The organism is Paenirhodobacter ferrireducens (genome assembly GCF_004022265.1).
Classification (GTDB): domain Bacteria; phylum Pseudomonadota; class Alphaproteobacteria; order Rhodobacterales; family Rhodobacteraceae; genus Rhodobacter; species Rhodobacter ferrireducens.
Genome location: NZ_SAVB01000022.1, coordinates 44,011 through 64,072 on the forward strand (window position 1 = coordinate 44,011; position 20,062 = coordinate 64,072).

Here is a 20,062-nt window from a genome sequence, read left to right on the forward strand (position 1 = left end):
CATGAGCCTTCTCAGCATCCGCAACCTCAGGACCGAGTTCAGCGGCCCGGCGGGGATCGTGCGCGCGGTCGACGGGGTCAGCCTCGATGTCGCCCCGGGCGAGATCTTCGGCATCGTCGGCGAGTCGGGCTGCGGCAAGTCGGCCACCTGCCGGTCCATCCTGCGCCTGTTCGGCGGCGCGCCGGCGCGCGTCGCGGGCGGGCAGATCCTGCTCGACGGGGTGGGCGACCTTGCCGCCATGCCCGAGCGTGCGCTGGCACAGGTGCGCGGTCGCGAGGTCGCCTTCATCTTTCAGGATCCGCTCACCGCGCTGAACCCGACGATGCGGATCGGCCGGCAGATCGCCGAGGTGATCTTGCGCCACCGCAAGGTCAGCCGGGCCGAGGCGCGGCAGGCGGCGCTCGGGCTGCTGCGCGACGTGCATGTGACCTCACCCGAACGCCGCCTTGACGCCTATCCGCACGAACTCTCGGGCGGGCTGCGTCAGCGCGTGGTGATCGCGATGGCACTGGCGCTGCGGCCGCGGCTGATTATCGCTGACGAGCCGACGACCGCGCTCGATGTCACGGTGCAGGACCAGATCCTGCGGCTGCTGCGCGAGCGGTGCGACAGCACCGGCACCGCGATCATCCTGATCACCCACGATCTGGGCGTGGTGTCGCAGGTCTGCGACCGGATGGCGGTGATGTATGCCGGCCGCATCGTCGAGACCGGCGCGGTGCGCGAGGTGCTTGACCACCCGTCCCATCCCTACACCCGCGCCCTGCTGGCGGCACTGCCCGGACAGGCAAGCCGCGGCCGGGACCTGGTGCCGATCGAGGGCAGCCCGCCCGGCCTGATCGCACCACCGCCCGGCTGTCGCTTCGCGCCGCGCTGCCGCCTCGCCCGCGAGGATTGTGGCAGCGGACCCGCGCCCGGGCTGCTGCCGCGGCCGGGCACCGCCCCGGGCCATCTCGATGCCTGCATCCTGTCGGAGGTGCCCGATGTCGCTTCTTGAGTTCCGTGGCGTGGCACGCCGTTTCCCGGTGCGGCATGGGCTGCTTGACAGGCTGGCCCGCCGCGACAGGGTCTGGCTGCACGCGGTGCGCGGCGTCGATCTGTCGGTCGCGCGCGGCGAGATCCTCGGCATCGTCGGGGAATCGGGCTGCGGCAAGAGCACGCTTGCGCGCATCGGCGTCGGGCTGCAGCCGGCGAATGCGGGCAGTGTCCGCTTCCACGGTGCGGCCCTCGACGGGCCGGACCCGGCCGGCCGCATCCAGATGGTGTTTCAGGATCCCTATTCCTCGCTCGATCCGCGGATGACGATCGGCGCCCAGCTTGACGAGGTGATCGCACGCTACCGGGCCGGGCTTGGCCGGGCCGGGCGGCGGGCGCTGGTGGCGCAGATGCTCGACGAGGTCGGCCTGCCGCAGGAGGTGGCGGCGAAGTTTCCGCATGCGCTCTCGGGCGGGCAGCGTCAGCGCGTCTCGATCGCACGGGCGCTGTGCTCGGGCCCCGAGGTGCTGCTGGCCGATGAGCCGGTCTCGGCGCTGGATGCCTCGGTGCAGGCGCAGATCATCAACCTGCTGCGCCGGCTGAACCGCGACAAGGGGCTGACGATCGTCTTCATCAGCCATGACATGAATGTGGTGCGCTATCTGTGTGACCGGGTGGCGGTGATGTATCTGGGCGAGATCGTCGAGCTTGACGACAGCGCCCGCCTGTTCGCCGCGCCGCGCCATCCCTACACCCGCGCCCTGATCGAGGCAGTGCCCGACCTGCATGCGCCGCGTGAGGCCGTCGCCGCGATCCACGGCGAGATCCCCGATCCCTTCGCCGTCGTCGAGGGCTGCCGCTTTGCGCCGCGCTGCCCGCTGGCCGAGGCCGGCTGTGCCCGCCCCCAGGCCCTGCGCCCGCTGCCGCCCTCGGGCGCGGTACGCTGCGACAAGGCCTGCTGAGATTTCCCGAACCTGAAAGCAAGACCATGGACTTCCAAACTGATACCGAGTGGACGCAGCGCTGCGAGACCCTGACCGCCGAGCTGATCGAACGGTTCGCCGGGCAGGGGCTGCAGCCCGACAATTTCGGCTTCGTCGCGCTGCGCGAGGGGCCGGCGCCGGCCCGCTTCGCCTATCGCGGCGACTGGCGCTGCTACCCGTGCAGCCTGGTGAAGGTCTTTCACCTTGTCCATGTGCTGAACCGGATCGAGGCCGGGGCGGTGGCCGAACATGACGACCTCGACCGTGCGATGCATGACATGATCGCCTGGTCCTCGAACACCGCGACGAATTACATCATCGACCTCGTCACCGGCACCACCGGCGACACCCGGCTCGAGGGGGCGGAGTTCGCGCAGTGGCGGGCGCGGCGCGAGGGGCTGAACCGCTTCTTCCTGACGCTCGGCTGGCCCGAGTTCGCCGGCTGCAACATCACGCAAAAGCTGATGGACGACACCCGCTATGGCCGCGAGGCGCAATATGCCGGGCCCGAGGGCGATTACCTGAACGCGCTGACCCCGGCCGCGGCGGCGCGACTGTTTGCCGAGCTGTTCGCGGGCGAGGTGCCGCTCGGGGCGGCGGCTCGCCACCGCGCGCAAGACGTCTTGCTGCGTGATCGCACCAGCGAGAAGGCAGCCTCGCCGCATTTCCAGGTGTCGGAATATCTGGGCGGCGGGATGCCCGACGAGGCGACGCTGTGGAGCAAGGCCGGGCGCAATTCCTGGACCGGCGATCCGCGCGCGTCCTATTACAAGCACGACCTGATCCGCGTCGCGCTGCCCGGACAGGCGCCGCTGATCCTGTGCCTGATGACCCAGGGCAAGGAAATCTGCGAGGACCGGCCCGAGGTCTTCCCGCAGATCGGGGCGCTTTTTGCCGGCCGGCTGCTCGACGCTGCCCCGTTCTGAGCGGCTTCCCGTTCCGCTGCCTCGCGGCCGGCCCGGCAGGGCCGGCCGTTTTGCATCGGCGTGTGCGCCTGCGCCGCTGCCGCGTCTGAAAAATCATTCCGTTCCGGAATGAGGTCGGGTCCAATCCGAATTGGCGTTTCGCGGTGCCGCGCGGCAGTCTTGGCGCATCGGGCGACGGCGCCCGACCTCGGGCCTGGTCCCGGTTTTCCCGCTCCGGATGTGCTGCCGGTCAGGTCGCGGACAGCTGTCCGCGGGCCCGGGGAAGCTGGTGCGCCGGCCTTGCCCGCGCCCGGCGGTTCCGGGCCTGAACGGATTGTCGAGGACGAGACCGAAGATGCGTGAACAGTATGATGTCGTGATCGTGGGCGGGGCCGTGATGGGCGCCTGCACCGCCTACTGGCTGGCGTCGAACCCGGACTTCGACGGCACGGTGCTGGTGGTCGAACGCGACCCGAGCTATGCGACCGCCTCGACCGCGCTTTCGGCCTCGGGCATCCGGGTGCAGTTCTCGAACCGCGCGAATGTCGAGATCGGCCTCTTCGGGCACGACTTCATCCGCGACTTCCCCGACCTGATGGAGGTCGAGGGCGACCGGCCCAGCCTTGGCTATCATCCGGGCGGATACCTCTTCATCGCCAATACCGACGATCAGGTCCGCATCCTGCGCGAGAACCACGCGGTGCAGCGCGCCGCCGGCGCCGAGGTCGAGCTGTGGGATGCCGACAAGCTGAAATGGGCCTTCCCGCATCTGAACACCGAAGACGTGCTGCTGGCCTCCTACGGGCTGAGCGGCGAGGGCTGGTTCGACAACACCGGGATCATGGCGGGCGCCCGGCGCAAGGCGCGCGCGCTCGGCGTCGATTTCGTCGCCGACGAGGTCGTGGCGATCGCTCGCGAGGGCAACCGGGTGACCGGCGTCACGCTGAAATCGGGGGCGAGCGTCGGCGCCGGCACGATCGTCAACGCCGCCGGGCCGCGCGGCGGGCGCGTGGCGCGCATGGCCGGGCTCGATCTGCCGGTCGAGCCGCGCAAGCGCACGCTCTTCGTCTTCGACGCGGCGGGCACGCCCGAGGGCACGGCACGGGTGAATGACGGCCGGTTGCCGCTGATGATCGACCCGACCGGGGTCTGGTGCCGGCCCGAGGGGCGGTTCTTCATCGCCGGCGGCGTGCCCGAGAACGACCTGCCGCCCGAGTACGACGATTTCGACCCCGACCACCCAGAATGGGAAGAGCAGATCTGGCCGGCGCTGGCCGAACGCTCGCCGAATTTCGAGGCGCTGAAGCTCGTGCGCTTCTGGGCCGGGCATTACGATTACAACACCTTCGACCAGAACGGCATCGTCGGCCGCCACCCCGAGGTGACGAACTTCATCTTCCAGAACGGCTTTTCCGGGCATGGGCTGCAGCAGGGCCCGGCGGTCGGCCGCGCGGTGATGGAACTCATCGCCTATGGCGGCTATCGCAGCATCGACCTGAGCGACATGCGGTTCGAACGCATCGCCGAGGGCCGGCCTTTCCTCGAGCAGGCGATCGTCTGAGGTCGGCGTGGCGGGGCGGCGGTCAGCCGGTCAGCCCGGCCCGAAGCGCCGCGATCACCTCGCGCAGCCCCGCGGTCAGCCGCTTGTCGCGGCGCAGCACCAGCCCGAGGCGGCGGCAAAGCCGCGGCTCGAGCGGCACCGAGCCGAGCCCGCCCGCCTTTCCGGGCCGCACCGAGGAGGCGGGCAGCACCGACCAGCCGAGCCCAGCGCCGACGATCTCCTTGATCGCCTCGACGCTGCCCAGTTCCATCACCGGCTTCGGCTGCAGCCCGGCCGCGGCGAACCAGCCGTCGATCAGCAGCCGGGTGTGGCCCGCATCCTCGTAAAGCACCAGCGGCCGGGCGGCGAGGGCCGCGGCGGTGATCGGCCCCGCAGGCGCCTCGGCCGCGGGACAGACCGCCACCAGATCCTCCTCGAAGATCGGTGTGACCTCGAGCGAGCGACCCGGCGCGGGCAGGGTCACAAGGCCGAGGTCTAGGGCGTTCTCCTCGACCAGACGGCGGATCTCGGGGCTGTTGCCGGTGCGCACGGTGCAGTCGAGCCCCGGCATCTCCCGTTTCAGCGCGCCGAGGATCGGCGGCAGCAGGTAGATGCAGGCGGTGGCGCCGGTGCCGATCCGCACCCGCCCGGCGCGGCCGGCGCGGAAGGGCTGCACCGCCTCCTGCATCGCCTCGACCTCGTCGCGGATCCGGCCCGCACCGGCCAGCACCGCCCGCCCGGCCTCGGTCGGGCGCATGTGCCGGCCGCTGCGCTCGATCAGCCGCACGCCGAAGAAGGTCTCGAGCGCGCGGATCTGCTGGCTCACCGCGGGTTGCGAGAGCGCTTCCTTCTCGGCCGCGGCCGAGAAACTGCCAAGCTCGGCCACATCCGCAAGCAGGTCGAGATGGCGCAGGGTCAGGGTGTTCTTCAAGGTTTGCCTTATCGATTGCATAAGGAGCATAGCATTTCCTTTTGCCACGCGGAATGCCATCGTGCCCGCGACATCCTTGCGGAGCAGAGCATGAGCGACGCCTTTCCCCTGACCTTGCGGCCGTGCCGGGCCGATGACCTTCCCGCCATCCAGGCGATCTATGCCGAGGCGGTGCGCTTCGGCACCGCAAGCTTCGAGCTCGATCCTCCGGATCTCGCCGAGATGCAGGCGCGCTGGCAGAAGGTGGTCACCGCCGGTTTCCCCTATCTGGTCGCGCTGCGGCAGGGCGAGGTTGTCGGCTATGCCTATGCCGGCGCCTACCGGCCGCGCCCGGCCTATCGCGGCACGGTCGAGAATTCGGTCTATGTCGCGCCGGCGGCGCAGGGGCTCGGCGTCGGCCGCGCGCTGATCCGGGCGCTGATTGCCGAGTGCACCGCGGCGGGGTTTCGCCAGATGGTCGCGGTGATCGGCGATAGCGCCAATGCCGCCTCGATCGGGCTGCACCGCGCGATGGGGTTCGAGCCGGTCGGCACGCTGCACTCGGTCGGCTGGAAGCACGGGCGCTGGCTTGATTCCGTGCTGATGCAGCGCCCGCTCGGCCCGGGCGATGACACGCCTTTCGAGGGCTAGCGATGCTGCCCCGTCGCACCGTCGCCGCGATCGGGCTGAGCCAACTGGTGAACTGGGGCCTGTCCTATTACGCGCTCGGCGTCTTCGGCCCGGCGATTGCGGCCGAGCCGGGATTCGGCCCGGCGCTCACCTATGGCGGCTTCTCGCTGGCGCTTGCGGTGATGGGGCTCAGCTCGGCCGCGCTTGGCCGCGGGCTCGACCGCCATGGCGGGCGGGCGGTGATGAGCGCGGGCTCGCTGCTGCTGGCGCTTGGCTGCGCGATGCTGGCCGTGGCGCCGGGGGCGGGGCTTTATCTCGCCGGTTGGGCCGTTCTCGGGCTCGGCATGCGGATGTGCCTGTACGAGGCGGCCTTTGCCGCGCTCGTTCAGGCGGGCGGCAGGGCCGCGCGGCCGGCGCTGTCGCAGATCACCTTGCTGGGCGGGCTCGCCTCCAGCCTGTTCTGGCCGCTCGGCGCCTTCCTCGAGGGCGCGCTTGGCTGGCGCGGGGCGCTGCTGGTCTATGCGGTGATCGCGCTTTCCATGCTGCCGCTCTATCGGCTGCTGCCGGCGGCGGGGCAGGGTGGGGGCGCCACTGCCGCGCCGCGCCGCGCGACGATCCCGCCCGAGACGCGCGCCGCCGCCATCCTTTTCGCCGCCATCGTCGCCGCCACCGCCTTCCTCAGCTCGGGCCTGTCGGCGCATCTGATCGCGCTGCTGACCGGGCGGGGCATCGGTCCGGAAGGCGCCGTCGCCCTTGCTGCCCTGCCCGGCATCGCGCAATCGGCGGCGCGGCTGCTCGAGATCGTGCTCGGCCGCCGGCTCGATCCGCGGGCGCTGGCACTGGTTGCGGCCGTCATTCTCACCCTCGGCATGGCGGCGGGGCCGGCGATTGCCGGGGCAGGGCCGGGCGCGGCGATCTTCGTGCTGGGCTATGGCGCGGGCAACGGGCTCTTGACCATCGCCCGCGGCAGCCTGCCGCTGGTGCTGTTCCCGGTCGCCGATTACGCGGTGATCGCCGGGCGGCTGATCGCCCCGTCCTTCTATGCCGCGGCCGCCGCGCCGCTGATCTACGCCACGCTGATCGCGCGGGCAGGGCCCGCCGCCGCGCTGTGGCTGAGCCTCGCCCTCGCCCTGGTCACCGCCGCTGCCGCCGCGGCGCTGTTCCTGCGCCGTCGCACGGCATTTTGAGCCGGGGCCGGGACAGGGGGGGGGCGCCGGCGGCTTCCTCAGGGGCGCGTTGCTGCCGCTTTGCGCAGCTCCGCCAGCAGCGCGGCAGCCGCGATCGGGCGGTGTCCGGCACGGATCAGTGCGCACAGCCGCGCATTCACCGGCGCCTGCCGGTCCAGCCGGCCGGCCAGCGCCACCACCTCGCCGTTGATCCAGTCGATCTCGGACGCCCGGCCGGCATCGAGATCGTCGGCCATCGACGAGCGCGCCGTCGGGTCGATGCGCAGCATCGCCCCGGCGAGGCGGCGAAACAGCGGGTCGGGCAGTGCCAGCAGCCGCGGCAGCAATCCGGGCGGCAGCGGCGTCAGCTGCGCCGGGCGCACCCGCCCTTCGGCGCGCAGCAGCGCAAGCGCCTCGGTCTGGGCGAGCGCCAGCGCCCGGCGGTAGTCGCGTTGCGCGAGTTCGGCGCGCAACGGCAGGCCGGACAGCGCGTTGACCGCATTGTTGAGGTTGAGCAGCAGCTTGCCCCAGAGCACTGCCTCCATGTCGGTGCGCAGATCGAGTGGCAGCCCGGCCCGGGCGAAGACCGGGGCGAAGCGCGCGGCGCGGATATCGGCGGCGATCCGGCCCGAGGTGGCGCGGTGGTGGCGCCCGTCCGGGCCGGTGACGAGGTTGAAGGGCACCATGCCCGCAAGCACCTCGACCCGCGGCAGGGTCCAGGCCAGCCGGGCGGCATTGCGCAGCCCGTTTTGCAGGCTCAGCACCGTGCTGCCCGGCGCCAGCACCGGCGCGAGGGTGCGGGAGGCCTCGCCGGTCGCGGCGGATTTCACCGTCACCAGGATCAGCGTGCAGCCGGCCAGCGCCCGCGGATCATCGCTTGCGACAAAGGCGCGGGTGCGGCTGTCGCGGCCGTCGAGGTCGGTCAGCCACAGCCCGTCGCAGCGCAGCGCCGCCATCCGCGGCGCACGGCCGACAAGCACCACCTCGGCGCCGGAGGCCGCAAGACAGCCACCGACATAGCCACCCACCGCCCCCGCGCCGAAGACGCCGATCCTCATGCCGCCCGCCCCGCGGCGCGGCCCGAGAACAGGCAGCCGCCGAGGAATGTGCCCTCGAGCGCGTTATAGCCGTGATAGCCGCCGCCGCCGAACCCCGCCGCCTCGCCGCAGGCGAAAAGGCCCGGGATCGGCCGCCCGTCCGCGCCAAGCGCCTGCCCGGTCAGGTCGGTCTCGATGCCCCCCAGTGTCTTGCGGGTCAGAACGTGCAGCCGCACCGCGATCAGCGGTCCGGCCTTCGGGTCGAGGATCCGGTGCGGCCGCGCCGTGCGCATCAACCGGTCGCCCAGATAGGCGCGCGCGCCGCGCAGGGCGGTGATCTGCACGTCCTTGGCGAAGGGGTTCGCCAGCTCGCGGTCGCGCGCCTCGATCTGCGCGCGCAGGTGATCGGCCTTGATCGGCTGCGCGCCGATCCGGTTCATCCCGGCCACCAGTTCCTCAAGTCCGCGGGCGACGACGAAATCCTCGCCATGGCGCTTGAACGCCTCGAGCGGCGGCGCCGCGGCCCGGCCGAGCCGGCTGCGCAGCAGAAGCGCGATGTCCTTGCCGGTGAGGTCGGGGTTCTGCTCCGATCCCGAGAGTGCGAATTCCTTCTTCGCGATCGCCTGGGTGGTGACGAACCATGAATGCGGCTGGCCGGAGCGGCACAGATGGGCGAGCGTGCCGAGGCTGTCGAAGCCGGGCAGGCAGGGCGCGGGCAGGCGGTTGCCGTCGGCGTCGAACCACATCGAGGAGGGGCCGGGCAGAATGCGGATACCGTGGTTCGGCCAGATCGGATCCCAGTTCCGGATGCCCTCGGTGTAATGCCACATCCGGTCGTTGTTGATGACCCGGGCGCCGGCGCGTTCGGCATGGCCGATCATCAGCCCGTCGACATGGGCGGGCACGCCGCAGACCATGCTTTCGGGCGGCGGCCCGAGCCGCTCGACCGGCCAGTTCTGCCGCACCAGTGCCGCGTTGCCGCCGATGCCGCCGCTCGCCACGATCACCGCCCCGGCGGCGATCTCGAACCGGCCCGCGACGGCGCGGGTGCTTTCCATGCCGCGCCCCGCGGCATCTTCGGCCAGGATCTCGCCCTCGACCCCGGTGATGCCCGCGGGGCCGCCGCAGAGCGCGGTGACGCGGTGGCGAAAGCGCAGCCTGAGCCGGCCTTCGGCCTCGGCGGCGCAGATCCGCGAGACGAAGGGGGCAAGGACCCCGGGCCCGGTGCCCCAGGTGACGTGGAAGCGCGGCACCGAATTGCCGTGGCCATGGGCGAGCCCGCCACCGCGCTCGGCCCAGCCCACGACCGGGAACCAGCGCATCCCGAGACCATGCAGCCAGGCCCGCATCTCGCCCGCGGCGAAGGCGAGATAGGCCTCGGCCCAGCGGCGCGGCCAGGCATCCTCGGCGCGGTCGAAGCCCGCCGAGCCGAGCCAGTCGGAAAGCGCCAGCTCGGCGCTGTCGCGGATCCGCATCCGGCGCTGCTCGGGCGTGTCGACCATGAACAGCCCGCCCAACGACCAGAACGCCTGCCCGCCAAGGCTTGCCCGCGGCTCCTGCTCGAGGATCGTCACGCGCCGGCCGCGGTCGAGCAACTCGCAGGCGGCCACCAGCCCCGCGAGGCCGGCGCCGACGACGATCACCTCTGGTGTCTCCTGCATTGTCTCCTCCCCAGACAAGGCCTCCCGGCCCGATGCTGGGGCAGGACCGGGCGCGGCGTCCATAACGACGCAGCGTCAGCGCCGGGGCTTGCGCGCGAGGGGGAGGCGGATATGCTCGCACCCATGGCACATCGCGCGCAGACAGGGGGGGCGGACCCCGCCGATCCGGCCCGGCCCCGCGGGGTTCCGGGTGCGCCCGGCCTTGACGCGGTGGCGCGGGCGGCGGGCGACGAGGTCTGGATGGACGTGCTGTCGGCCGTCGACCGGACCTATGCCGATCTTGTCGATTACCAGGAGCGGCTGGAACATCAGAACCACGCGCTCGAGGACATGCGCTCGTTCCTCGGCTCGATCCTGGCGAGCGTGTCGGATGCGCTGATCGTCGTCTCGCGCGCGGGCGAGGTGGTCGAGACCTCTGCCTCGGTCGGCACGCTGACCGGCCATCCGGCGGCCGACTGGCACGGACGGCCGCTTGCCGAGATGGTCGAGCCGCAGACGATGGCGGCGCTCGATGCGGCGCTGGCCGAGGCGGCGAACAGCCGCCGTCCGGTGACGCTCGAGGGCGCGTTGCGTGGCCCCGGCGGGCCGGCGCCGCTGGAACTCTCCGTCAGTCCGCGGCTGGACGAGCGGCAGCGGGTGGTGGGCTATGTGCTGACCGGCCGGCCGCTCGGCGAGCTGCGCCAAGCCTATTCGGCGCTTGCCCACAGCCACGAGGATCTGAAGGCGGCGCAGGCGCAGCTGGTGCGCAACGAGAAACTCGCCTCGCTCGGCCGGTTGCTGGCCGGCGTCGCGCACGAGCTGAACAACCCGATCTCCTTCGTCTATGCCAATGCCCATGCGCTCGAACGCTATGCCGGCAAGTTCGAGACCTATTTCGAGCAGGTGGCGCAGGGGGCGAGCCGCGAGCGGCTGATGGCGCTGCGCGAGGAGCTGAAGCTTGACCGCGAGGTGCGCAACCTGCGCGACGCGGTGCGCGGCGCGCGCGACGGCGCCGAACGGGTGCGCGACATCGTCGAGGATCTGCGCCGGCTTTCGGCCGAGGGCTCGGGCGAGATGGTCGAGTTCGATCTGGTCGAGACCGCGCGGATCGCCGCCACCTGGGTGCGGCGCGGCTCGAAGACCCTGGCCGAGGTGCGCTTCACCGGCCTGCCCGCGCTGAAGGTGCGGGGCCGGCCCGGACATATCCAGCAGGTGGCGATGAACCTCGTGCAAAACGCGATCGACGCGCTCGACGGTCGGGCCGACGGCGCGATCGAGATCTCGGCCAGCATCGCGGGGGACCGCGGCGTGCTTTCGGTTGCCGACAGCGGTCCGGGTGTGCCCGAGGATCTGGCGCAGGCGGTGTTCGACCCGTTCTTCACCACGAAGCCCGTCGGCCGCGGCACCGGGCTTGGCCTGTCGATCAGCAACAAGATCGTCGAGGAGCACGGCGGCCGGTTGCGGCTGTGCCCGAGCGGCAGCGCGCTTGGCGGCGCCTGCTTCAGCTTCGATCTGCCGCTTGCGACGGGGGAGGGCGCATGAACATCCTGTGGCTGCAGGCGTCCGGGTGTGGCGGCTGCACGATGTCGCTTCTGTGCGCCGAGGATCCGAACCTCTTCGACACGCTCTCGGGGGCGGGGCTGCGCTTCCTGTGGCACCCGGGGCTGAGCCTCGAGACCGGGGCCGAGGCGCGCGCGATCCTTGCCGCCGCCGAGGCGGGCGAGGTGGCGCTCGATATCCTCGCCGTCGAGGGCGCGATCGCGCGCGGGCCGCGCGGCACCGGGCGGTTCCAGATGCTGTCGGGCACCGGGCGCTCGATGCTCGACTGGCTGCGCGGCCTGGCGCCGATGGCGGAGAACGTCGTCGCCGTCGGCACCTGCGCGACCTATGGCGGGGTGACCACGGCGGGCGGCAACCCGTCGGACGCGGTCGGCGTGCAATATGACGGCGCTCATCCGGGCGGCGCACTTCCCGCCGGGTTCCGTGCCCGCTCGGGCCTGCCCGTCATCAATGTCGCGGGCTGTCCGACCCATCCGGGCTGGGTGACCGAGACGCTGCTGATGCTGGCGGCGGGGACGCTCGGGCCCGAGGACCTCGACGCCTTCGGCCGGCCGCTCTTCTACGCCCGGCACCTCGTGCATCACGGCTGCCCGAAGAACGAGTTCTATGAATACAAGGCCTCGGCGATCGAGCCGGGAGAGATGGGCTGCATGATGGAGAACCTCGGCTGCATCGGCACCCAGGCGGTGGGCGATTGCAACATCCGGCCCTGGAACGGCGAGGGCAGTTGCACGCGCGGCAATTACCCCTGCATCAACTGCACCGCCCCCGAGTTCGAGGAACCGCGCCATGCCTTCGGCGAGACGCCGAAGATCGCCGGCATTCCGGTCGGCCTGCCGACCGACATGCCGAAGGCCTGGTTCATGGCGCTCGCCTCGCTGTCGAAAGCCGCGACGCCGGCGCGGATCGCCACCAACGCCACCGCCGACCGGATCGAGACCCCGCCCACCCTGCGCAAGCCGAAGGGCCGGCGATGAGCGCGCCGACGCGGCTGGTCGTCGGACCGTTCAACCGGGTCGAGGGCGATCTCGAGGTGCATCTCGACATCGCCGATGGGGCCGTTGCTGCGGCGCAGGTGAATGCGCCGCTCTATCGTGGTTTCGAGCGGATGCTCGACGGCAAGGATCCGCGTGACGCGCTGACCATCGCGCCGCGGATCTGCGGCATCTGCTCGATCAGCCAGTCGGCGGCGGCGGCGCGGGCGCTTGGTGCGGCGATGGGGCTGGTGCCGACGCCGCAGGGCGCGGCGATGGCGGCGCTGATCCATGCGGTCGAGAACGTCTCGGACCACCTGCTGCATTTCAACCTGTTCTTCATGCCCGATTTTACCCGCCCGGCCTATGCCGGCCGGGGCTGGTTTCCACGGGCGGTGGCGCGCTTCACCGCGATCGAGGGCGGGGCGCAGCGCGCGGCGATCGAGGCGCGGGCAAGCCTCATGCACATCCTCGGGCTGATGGCGGGGAAATGGCCGCATACGCTCGCGATCCAGCCCGGCGGCGTCACCCGGGCGCCCGGCCCGCGTGAGAAGCTGCGCATCGAGATCACCCTGCGCGCCTTCCGCCGCTATCTCGAGGAGGTGGTCTTCGGCGGCCCGCTCGAGGATTTCGTGGCGCTGGAGACGGTCGCGGCGCTGAGCGTCTGGGGCCGGGGAGACGTCGGGCTGTTCCTCGAGATCGCCGCCGACACCGGGCTTGCGGGGCTTGGCCGGGGCCGCGGCCGCTACCTGAGCTTTGGCGCCTATCCGGTTGAAGACAGGCGGATCTATGCCCCCGGCCTGTGGCAGGACGGGGCCGTGCAGCCGGTGGTTGACGCGGCGATTGTCGAGGACCTGAGCCACGCCTGGATGCTCGGCGAGACCGCGCATCCCTTCGCCGCCGAGACCCGGCCCGACGAGGCGATGCGCGCGGGCGCCTACAGCTGGTGCAAGGCGCCGCGGCTGGCGGGGGCGCCCGCCGAGGTCGGTGCGCTTGCCCGGCAGGTGGTGGATGGCCATCCGCTTGCCCGCGCGCTCGCGGCCGGGGGCGGCGGGGTGCTGGCGCGGGTGGCGGCGCGGCTGTTGGAACTTGCCCACACGCAGCTGGTGATGGAGGATCTGGCCCGCGGCATCGACCCCGGGGCGCGTTTCATCACGCAAGGGAAGATCCCCGAGGTCGGGCAGGGCGCCGGGCTGGTCGAGGCAGCGCGCGGCGCGCTTGGCCATTGGCTGCGGATCGAGGGTGGGCGGATCGCGTCTTACCAGATCATCGCGCCGACGACCTGGAACTTTTCGCCCCGCGACGGGGCTGGCGTGCCGGGGCCTCTGGAGGCCGCACTTGTCGGGGCGCCTGTGGCGGCGGGCGAGGACACGCCGGTCGCGGTGCAGCACGTGGTGCGATCGTTCGATCCGTGCATGGTCTGCACGGTGCATTGAGGCGCGGGGAGAGCGCCGGGGGCGCTGCCCCCGGACCCCCGAGGTATTTGAGGCAAGATGAAAGAGCAGGGCGTTCAGGTCCGGGTGCGGGGGCAGGTGCAGGGGGTGGGGTTTCGGCCTTTCATCTGGCAGCTCGCGCATGCGCGGGGCTTGCGCGGCCATGTGCTGAACGACCCCGAGGGGGTGCTGGTGCGGGTGGCGGGCGGGATCGGCGATCTCGCGGCGGCGATCCGGGCCGAGGCGCCGCCGCTCGCGCGGGTCGATGCGGTCGAGGTCACGGCCTTTACCTTCGACGCGCCGCCCGAGGGGTTCGAGATTGTCGCCTCGCGGGGGGCGGGGGCCGAGACCCGGGTGACACCCGATGCCGCGACCTGTCCGGCCTGTCTGGAGGAAATCCGCGGTGCGGGGCGGCGGCGCGGCTATGCCTTCACCAATTGCACCCATTGCGGGCCGCGCTTCACCATCCTGAAGGGGCTGCCCTATGACCGGGCGAAGACGACGATGGCGCCCTTCGTCATGTGTCCGGACTGCGGCGCCGAATATCGCGATCCGGCCGACCGGCGCTTTCACGCGCAGCCGATCGCCTGCCCGACCTGCGGGCCGCGGCTGTGGTATGAGGAGGGCGGCGGCGAGGTTCAGGGCGATGCCATCGCCCTTGCCGCCGCGCGGCTCAGGGCGGGCGGGATTGTCGCGGTGAAGGGCTTGGGGGGCTTTCACCTCGCCTGTGACGCGGCGAATGCCGGGGCGGTGGCGGCACTGCGCGCGCGCAAGCGCCGGCCGGCGAAACCCTTCGCGCTGATGGCGCGGGAGGCGGATCTGCCGGCGATCGTCGAAGTTTCGGACGCCGCGACGGCGGCGCTGCGCGATGCCTCCGCGCCTGTCGTCCTGATGCCCGCGCGCGGCACGCTCCCCGAGGCGGTGGCGCCGGGGATCGACAGTCTGGGCGTGATGCTGCCCTATACGCCGCTGCATCACCTGCTGCTCGACGCGTTCGACGGCGTGCTGGTGATGACCTCGGGCAATCTGTCGGGCGAGCCTCAGGTGATCGGCAATGCCGAGGCGCGCGAGAAGCTGGCCGGCTTCGCCGACGGGTTTCTCATGCACGACCGCGAGATCGCGCGGCGGCTGGATGACTCGGTGGTGCGGGCGGAGCCGCCGATGGTCTTGCGCCGCGCGCGGGGGCAGGTGCCGGGCACGCTGCCGCTGCCGCCCGGGTTTGAGGATGCGCCGCCGGTCGTCGCCTATGGCGGGCAGATGAAGGCGGCGATCTGTCTGGTGAAAAACGGACAGGCGCTGCTCGGCCATCATCTGGGCGAGCTCGATGAGGCGCTGACCTGGGAGGCGTTCGAGCGGGCCGATGCCGATTATGCCGTGCTCTTCGATCATCACCCGCAGGTGGTGGCGACCGATCTGCACCCCGATTTCCGCGCGACGCGGCACGGGCAGGCACGGGCCGCGGCCGAGGGCCTGCGATGCGTCGCGGTGCAGCACCATCACGCGCATCTCGCCGCCTGTCTGGGCGAGAACCTCTGGCCGCGCGAGGGGGGCAAGGTGGTGGGGATCATCCTCGACGGGCTCGGGCTTGGCCCGGATGGCACGGTCTGGGGCGGCGAGATCCTGCTTGGCGATTATGCAGGCTACGAGCGGCGGGTCTGGCTGGACCCGGCGCCGCTGATCGGTGGCGACCGCGCGCAGATCGAGCCCTGGCGCAACGCGCTGGTGCGTCTCGATGCGGCGGGGCTGTCGGACTGGGCCGATGCGCTCTTCCCGGATGCCCCGCGCGATCTCGCGCGGCAGGCAGCGGCGAAGGGGATCAATGCGCCGCTGTCGTCAAGCGTGGGGCGGCTTTTCGATGCGGTCGCGGCTTGTCTCGGGATCTGCCCGACGCGGCAAAGCTACGAGGGTGAGGCGGCGATGCGGCTCGAAGCCCTGGCACGACGGTCCGGGCGGGCGGGGGCGCCGAAGCTTGGCTTCGGCGCCCCCGCCCCGCGGGGCGGCGCGCTCGCACCCGCAGCCCTGCTGCGGGAGCTGAGGGCGGCGCAACTGGGTGGTGCCGATCCGGGCGCCCTTGCGCTTGCCTTCCACCGCTGGGTCGCCGAGGCCTTCGCCGCCCCGGCCCGCGCGCTGGTCGAGGCCGGAGAGGCAAGGGCCGTGGCGCTGTCGGGCGGGGTGTTCCAGAACGCGTTGCTGCACGATCTGACCTGCGCCGCGCTGGCCGGGCTGCCGGTGCTGACCCACCGGCGGGTGCCGGCGAATGACGGCGGGCTGGCGCTCGGTCAGGCCCTCGTCGCTGCAGCGCAGTCGGAAAGCGCCTGACCACTCGGGCCGCGAAAGCGGTCACGCGCTTGCCGCCCTGCTCGCTGGGAATTTTCCCAACGAATTGATTTCACGTTGAAAAAGCTTGCATCGCCCAAGGGTGAAATCCCTTTGGCAGCCCCCGCCGCCCCCCTGCATACCAAGGAATACACCGCGCGGGCCCCCGGTCTGGCGCGCCGAACGGGCCAGGGAGGAACCAGTGTCGACAATCGAAACCTTCTATGACGTGATGCGGCGGCAGGGGATCACCCGCCGCAGCTTCATGAAATATTGCTCGCTCACCGCCGCGGCCCTCGGCCTTGGCCCGGCTTACGTGCCGAAGATCGCCGAGGCGATGGAGACGAAGCCGCGCACGCCCGTCATCTGGGTGCACGGGCTCGAATGCACCTGCTGCTCGGAAAGCTTCATCCGCTCGGCCCACCCGCTGGCGAAGGATGTCGTGCTGTCGATGATCTCGCTCGATTATGACGACACGCTGATGGCGGCGGCGGGCACCGCGGCCGAGGCGGCGCTTCAGGACACGATCGAGAAATACAAGGGCAACTACATCCTTGCGGTCGAGGGCAACCCGCCGCTGAACGAGGACGGCATGTTCTGCATCGTCGGCGGCAAGCCCTTCGTCGAGCAGCTGAAACACGCCGCCGAACACGCCAAGGCGATCATCAGCTGGGGCGCCTGCGCGTCTTACGGCTGCGTGCAGGCCGCGGCGCCGAACCCGACGCGCGCGACGCCGGTGCACAAGGTCATCACCGACAAGCCGATCATCAAGGTGCCCGGCTGCCCGCCGATCGCCGAGGTGATGACCGGCGTCATCACCTACATGCTGACCTTCGACCGGCTGCCCGAGCTTGACCGTCAGGGCCGCCCGGCGATGTTCTACAGCCAGCGCATCCACGACAAGTGCTATCGCCGCCCGCATTTCGACGCCGGGCAGTTCGTCGAGCACTGGGACGACGACTATGCGCGCAAGGGCTATTGCCTGTACAAGATGGGCTGCAAGGGGCCGACCACCTACAACGCCTGCTCGACGGTGCGCTGGAACGACGGCGTGTCCTTCCCGATCCAGTCGGGCCATGGCTGCATCGGCTGTTCGGAAGACGGGTTCTGGGATCAGGGCTCGTTCTATGACCGGCTGACCAACATCAAGCAATTCGGCATCGAGGCCAACGCCGACAAGGTCGGCGGCACCGCGGCCGCCGTCGTCGGCGGTGCCGTGGCGGTGCATGCCGCCGTCTCCGCGCTCAAGCGTGCGCAGAAGAAGAACGAGGAGGCGTAAGCCATGACCACCCAGACCCCGAACGGCTTCACCCTCGACAATTCCGGCAAGCGCATCGTCGTCGACCCGGTCACCCGCATCGAAGGCCATATGCGCTGCGAGGTGAACGTCGACGAGAACGGCATCATCCGCAACGCGGTCTCGACCGGCACGATGTGGCGCGGGCTTGAGGTCATCCTCAAGGGCCGCGACCCGCGCGACGCCTGGGCCTTCACCGAGCGGATCTGCGGCGTCTGCACCGGCACCCACGCGCTGACCTCGGTGCGCGCGGTCGAGGATGCGCTTGGCATCCAGATCCCGGACAATGCGAACTCGATCCGCAACATGATGCAGCTCGCGCTGCAGATCCACGACCACATCGTCCATTTCTATCACCTGCATGCGCTCGATTGGGTGAACCCGGTGAACGCGCTCCGCGCCGATCCGAAGGCCACCTCCGAGTTGCAGCAGGCGGTGAGCCCGAGCCACCCGCTGTCCTCCCCCGGCTACTTCCGCGACGTGCAGAACCGTTTGAAGAAGTTCGTCGAAAGCGGGCAGCTCGGGCTTTTCAAGAACGGCTACTGGGACAACCCCGCCTATCTGCTGCCGCCCGAGGCGGATCTGATGGCGACGACCCATTACCTCGAGGCGCTCGACCTGCAAAAGGAGATCGTCAAGGTTCACACCATCTTCGGCGGCAAGAACCCGCATCCGAACTGGCTGGTGGGTGGCGTGCCGTGCCCGATCAACATCGACGGCGTCGGTTCGGTCGGTGCGATCAACATGGAGCGGCTGAACCTCGTCTCCTCGATCATCGACAAGTCGGCCGAGTTCAACCGCAACGTCTACATCCCCGACGTGATCGCGATCGGCGGCTTCTATCGCAACTGGCTCTATGGCGGGGGCCTGTCTTCGCAGGCCTGCCTTGCCTATGGCGACATCCCGGAAAACCCGAACGATTTCAGCCCCGAACAGCTGCACCTGCCGCGCGGCGCGATCATCAACGGCAACCTGAGCGAGGTCCACGACGTCGATCCGCGCGACCCCGAGCAGGTGCAGGAATTCGTTGACCATTCCTGGTACACCTATGGCGAGCCGGGCAAGGGGCTGCACCCCTGGGATGGCGAGACCAATCCGCATTACGAGCTTGGCCCGAACGCCAAGGGCACCCGCACCAATATCGAGGAGCTCGATGAGTCGGCGAAATATTCCTGGATCAAGGCGCCGCGCTGGAAGGGGCACGCGATGGAGGTGGGGCCGCTCGCCCGCTATGTCGTGGGCTATGCCAAGGGCCACGAGGACATCAAGACCCAGGTTGACGGGCTTCTGCGCACCATGGACCTGCCGTTCAACGCGCTCTTCTCGACGCTGGGCCGCACCGCTGCGCGCGCGCTTGAAAGCGAGTATTGCTCTCGCCTGCAGCGGCATTTCTTCGACAAGATGATCGCCAACATCAGGAACGGCGACCAGTCGACGGCGAATGTCGAGAAATGGGACCCCTCGACCTGGCCGAAGGAGGCCAAGGGCGTCGGCATGACCGAGGCGCCGCGCGGCGCGCTTGGCCACTGGATCAGGATTAAGGACGGCCGCATCGAGAATTACCAATGCGTCGTGCCGACCACCTGGAACGGCTCGCCCCGCGACAGTCAGGGCAATATCGGCGCCTTCGAGGCCTCGCTGATGGACACCAAGATGGAGCGCCCCGAGGAGCCGGTCGAGATCCTGCGTACGCTGCACAGCTTCGATCCGTGCCTGGCCTGCTCGACCCATGTGATGTCGCCCGACGGTCAGGAACTGACCCGGGTCAAGGTGCGCTGAGGGAGGAAGCGATGCAGATCAAGGCAAGAGCCAGGGGAGGGCCCGGCCATGAGTGACAAGATCTTTCATCCCGCCCGCGAGGCGCACGAGATCTTCGAGGCCTCGCGCCTGACCGGGGATGCGACGCTCGCGGACCTGGAGTCGATCCGCCACAGCACTTCGGTCTATGTCTATCAGGCGCCGGTGCGGATCTGGCACTGGGTCAATGCGCTGGCGATCACTGTGCTGTGCGTCACCGGCTATCTGATCGGCCGGCCGCTGCCGACGATGCAGATCGCCGAGGCCTACGACCAGTTCGTGATGGGCTATGTCCGCTTTGCCCATTTCGCCGCGGCGATGATCCTGACGGTCGGTTTCTTCGGCCGCATCTACTGGGCCTTTGTCGGAAATTCTCACGCCCGGCAAATGTTTTACGTGCCGATCTTCAACCCGCGGTTCTGGCGGGAACTGCTGTGGGAGCTGCGCTGGTACATGTTCCTGGAGAAGCACCCGAAGAAATATGTGGGCCACAACCCGCTCGCGCATGTGGCGATGTTCTGCTTCATGACGCTCGGGCTGACCTTCATGATCGGCACCGGCTGGGCGCTTTATGCCGAGGGCGCGGGACAGGGCAGCCTGCCCGACACCGCGATGGGCTGGCTTCTGGGCCTCGTGCAGAACAGCCAGCGGCTGCACACGCTGCACCACCTCGGCATGTGGGCGATCGTGATCTTCATGATCATCCACATCTATGCCGCGATCCGCGAGGATATCATGTCGCGCCAGTCGATGGTGTCGACGATGATTTCCGGCCACCGCATGTTCAAGGACGACCGGATCGACTGAACCGGACGGGTAACGAGTGATCCGGTCGGCCGGACGGACAGGCGCGGGAGATCCCCGCGCCTGTTTGCATTCAGGGCAGCCATGCGGAAAAT

Annotated in this window: 16 protein-coding genes; 13 read left to right on the forward strand and 3 right to left on the reverse strand. The window is 70.3% G+C overall.

The window, feature by feature from the left end:
• Nucleotide 1: 1 nt before the first annotated feature.
• From EOW65_RS15310 to EOW65_RS15325, 4 genes are all read left to right on the forward strand, one after another.
• Nucleotides 2–997 (forward strand): ABC transporter ATP-binding protein, encoded by a 996-nt coding sequence (locus EOW65_RS15310; protein WP_128150884.1) that lies wholly within the window; start codon nucleotides 2–4, stop codon nucleotides 995–997.
• Nucleotides 984–1,937 (forward strand): ABC transporter ATP-binding protein, encoded by a 954-nt coding sequence (locus EOW65_RS15315; RefSeq protein ID WP_128150886.1) that lies wholly within the window; start codon nucleotides 984–986, stop codon nucleotides 1,935–1,937. Before EOW65_RS15310 ends, EOW65_RS15315 begins: the two co-directional genes overlap by 14 nt.
• Before the next feature lie 26 nt (nucleotides 1,938–1,963).
• Nucleotides 1,964–2,884 (forward strand): serine hydrolase, encoded by a 921-nt coding sequence (locus EOW65_RS15320; RefSeq protein WP_128150888.1) that lies wholly within the window; start codon nucleotides 1,964–1,966, stop codon nucleotides 2,882–2,884.
• A 334-nt stretch (nucleotides 2,885–3,218) separates the two neighbouring features.
• Nucleotides 3,219–4,424 (forward strand): NAD(P)/FAD-dependent oxidoreductase, encoded by a 1,206-nt coding sequence (locus EOW65_RS15325; RefSeq protein ID WP_128150889.1) that lies wholly within the window; start codon nucleotides 3,219–3,221, stop codon nucleotides 4,422–4,424.
• Nucleotides 4,425–4,446: 22 nt separating this feature from the next.
• On the opposite strand, the gene EOW65_RS15330 is transcribed toward EOW65_RS15325, so the two are convergent.
• The gene (locus tag EOW65_RS15330; protein WP_206364083.1) at nucleotides 4,447–5,334 is read right to left on the reverse strand and encodes a LysR family transcriptional regulator; all 888 of its coding nucleotides are present in this window, start codon (nucleotides 5,332–5,334) and stop codon (nucleotides 4,447–4,449) included.
• Between the two features lie 90 nt (nucleotides 5,335–5,424).
• On the opposite strand from EOW65_RS15330, the gene EOW65_RS15335 reads away from it, so the two are divergent.
• Nucleotides 5,425–5,964, forward strand: coding sequence for a GNAT family N-acetyltransferase (locus tag EOW65_RS15335; protein WP_128150891.1), 540 nt, complete (start codon nucleotides 5,425–5,427; stop codon nucleotides 5,962–5,964).
• A gap of 2 nt (nucleotides 5,965–5,966) precedes the next feature.
• The gene (locus EOW65_RS15340) at nucleotides 5,967–7,130 is read left to right on the forward strand and encodes an MFS transporter (protein WP_128150893.1); all 1,164 of its coding nucleotides are present in this window, start codon (nucleotides 5,967–5,969) and stop codon (nucleotides 7,128–7,130) included.
• 38 nt (nucleotides 7,131–7,168) lie between these two features.
• Here EOW65_RS15340 and EOW65_RS15345 read toward each other — a convergent pair whose 3' ends face one another.
• Together EOW65_RS15345 and EOW65_RS15350 are read right to left on the reverse strand one after the other, a co-directional pair.
• Complete coding sequence (locus EOW65_RS15345; protein WP_128150895.1) at nucleotides 7,169–8,167, reverse strand: 2-dehydropantoate 2-reductase; 999 nt, start codon at nucleotides 8,165–8,167, stop codon at nucleotides 7,169–7,171.
• Nucleotides 8,164–9,807, reverse strand: a complete 1,644-nt coding sequence (locus EOW65_RS15350) for an FAD-binding dehydrogenase (protein ID WP_128150897.1) — start codon at nucleotides 9,805–9,807, stop codon at nucleotides 8,164–8,166. Before EOW65_RS15350 ends, EOW65_RS15345 begins: the two co-directional genes overlap by 4 nt.
• A 123-nt stretch (nucleotides 9,808–9,930) precedes the next feature.
• On the opposite strand from EOW65_RS15350, the gene EOW65_RS15355 reads away from it, so the two are divergent.
• The 7 genes from EOW65_RS15355 (at nucleotide 9,931) to cybH (ending at nucleotide 19,970) form a co-directional block, all read left to right on the forward strand.
• A complete protein-coding gene (locus EOW65_RS15355) occupies nucleotides 9,931–11,328 on the forward strand; it encodes a sensor histidine kinase (protein ID WP_128150991.1) in 1,398 nt (465 codons plus the stop codon).
• Nucleotides 11,325–12,323 (forward strand): NADH-quinone oxidoreductase subunit B family protein, encoded by a 999-nt coding sequence (locus EOW65_RS15360; RefSeq protein WP_128150899.1) that lies wholly within the window; start codon nucleotides 11,325–11,327, stop codon nucleotides 12,321–12,323. Before EOW65_RS15355 ends, EOW65_RS15360 begins: the two co-directional genes overlap by 4 nt.
• Nucleotides 12,320–13,756, forward strand: a complete 1,437-nt coding sequence (locus tag EOW65_RS15365; protein ID WP_128150901.1) for a nickel-dependent hydrogenase large subunit — start codon at nucleotides 12,320–12,322, stop codon at nucleotides 13,754–13,756. Before EOW65_RS15360 ends, EOW65_RS15365 begins: the two co-directional genes overlap by 4 nt.
• Before the next feature lie 57 nt (nucleotides 13,757–13,813).
• On the forward strand, nucleotides 13,814–16,072 hold the full coding sequence (gene hypF / locus EOW65_RS15370; RefSeq protein WP_128150902.1) for a carbamoyltransferase HypF: 2,259 nt from the start codon (nucleotides 13,814–13,816) through the stop codon (nucleotides 16,070–16,072).
• A gap of 199 nt (nucleotides 16,073–16,271) precedes the next feature.
• A complete protein-coding gene (locus EOW65_RS15375; protein ID WP_128150904.1) occupies nucleotides 16,272–17,348 on the forward strand; it encodes a hydrogenase small subunit in 1,077 nt (358 codons plus the stop codon).
• Between the two features lie 3 nt (nucleotides 17,349–17,351).
• Entirely contained in the window at nucleotides 17,352–19,145 is a 1,794-nt protein-coding gene (locus EOW65_RS15380) for a nickel-dependent hydrogenase large subunit (RefSeq protein ID WP_128150906.1), read from the forward strand.
• 48 nt (nucleotides 19,146–19,193) lie between these two features.
• The gene (gene cybH, locus EOW65_RS15385; protein ID WP_128150908.1) at nucleotides 19,194–19,970 is read left to right on the forward strand and encodes a Ni/Fe-hydrogenase, b-type cytochrome subunit; all 777 of its coding nucleotides are present in this window, start codon (nucleotides 19,194–19,196) and stop codon (nucleotides 19,968–19,970) included.
• The last annotated feature ends 92 nt before the right edge of the window (nucleotides 19,971–20,062 follow it).

Bases quoted from the DNA above. Each gene is read 5' to 3' on its own strand.
- EOW65_RS15310 (WP_128150884.1), top strand. From the start codon at position 2: ATGAGCCTTCTCAGCATCCGCAACCTCAGGACCGAGTTCAGCGGCCCG.
- EOW65_RS15315 (WP_128150886.1), top strand. From the start codon at position 984: ATGTCGCTTCTTGAGTTCCGTGGCGTGGCACGCCGTTTCCCGGTGCGG.
- EOW65_RS15320 (WP_128150888.1), top strand. From the start codon at position 1,964: ATGGACTTCCAAACTGATACCGAGTGGACGCAGCGCTGCGAGACCCTG.
- EOW65_RS15325 (WP_128150889.1), top strand. From the start codon at position 3,219: ATGCGTGAACAGTATGATGTCGTGATCGTGGGCGGGGCCGTGATGGGC.
- EOW65_RS15335 (WP_128150891.1), top strand. From the start codon at position 5,425: ATGAGCGACGCCTTTCCCCTGACCTTGCGGCCGTGCCGGGCCGATGAC.
- EOW65_RS15340 (WP_128150893.1), top strand. From the start codon at position 5,967: ATGCTGCCCCGTCGCACCGTCGCCGCGATCGGGCTGAGCCAACTGGTG.
- EOW65_RS15345 (WP_128150895.1), bottom strand. From the start codon at position 8,167: ATGAGGATCGGCGTCTTCGGCGCGGGGGCGGTGGGTGGCTATGTCGGT.
- EOW65_RS15350 (WP_128150897.1), bottom strand. From the start codon at position 9,807: ATGCAGGAGACACCAGAGGTGATCGTCGTCGGCGCCGGCCTCGCGGGG.
- EOW65_RS15355 (WP_128150991.1), top strand. From the start codon at position 9,931: ATGGCACATCGCGCGCAGACAGGGGGGGCGGACCCCGCCGATCCGGCC.
- EOW65_RS15360 (WP_128150899.1), top strand. From the start codon at position 11,325: ATGAACATCCTGTGGCTGCAGGCGTCCGGGTGTGGCGGCTGCACGATG.
- EOW65_RS15365 (WP_128150901.1), top strand. From the start codon at position 12,320: ATGAGCGCGCCGACGCGGCTGGTCGTCGGACCGTTCAACCGGGTCGAG.
- hypF (WP_128150902.1), top strand. From the start codon at position 13,814: ATGAAAGAGCAGGGCGTTCAGGTCCGGGTGCGGGGGCAGGTGCAGGGG.
- EOW65_RS15380 (WP_128150906.1), top strand. From the start codon at position 17,352: ATGACCACCCAGACCCCGAACGGCTTCACCCTCGACAATTCCGGCAAG.
- cybH (WP_128150908.1), top strand. From the start codon at position 19,194: ATGAGTGACAAGATCTTTCATCCCGCCCGCGAGGCGCACGAGATCTTC.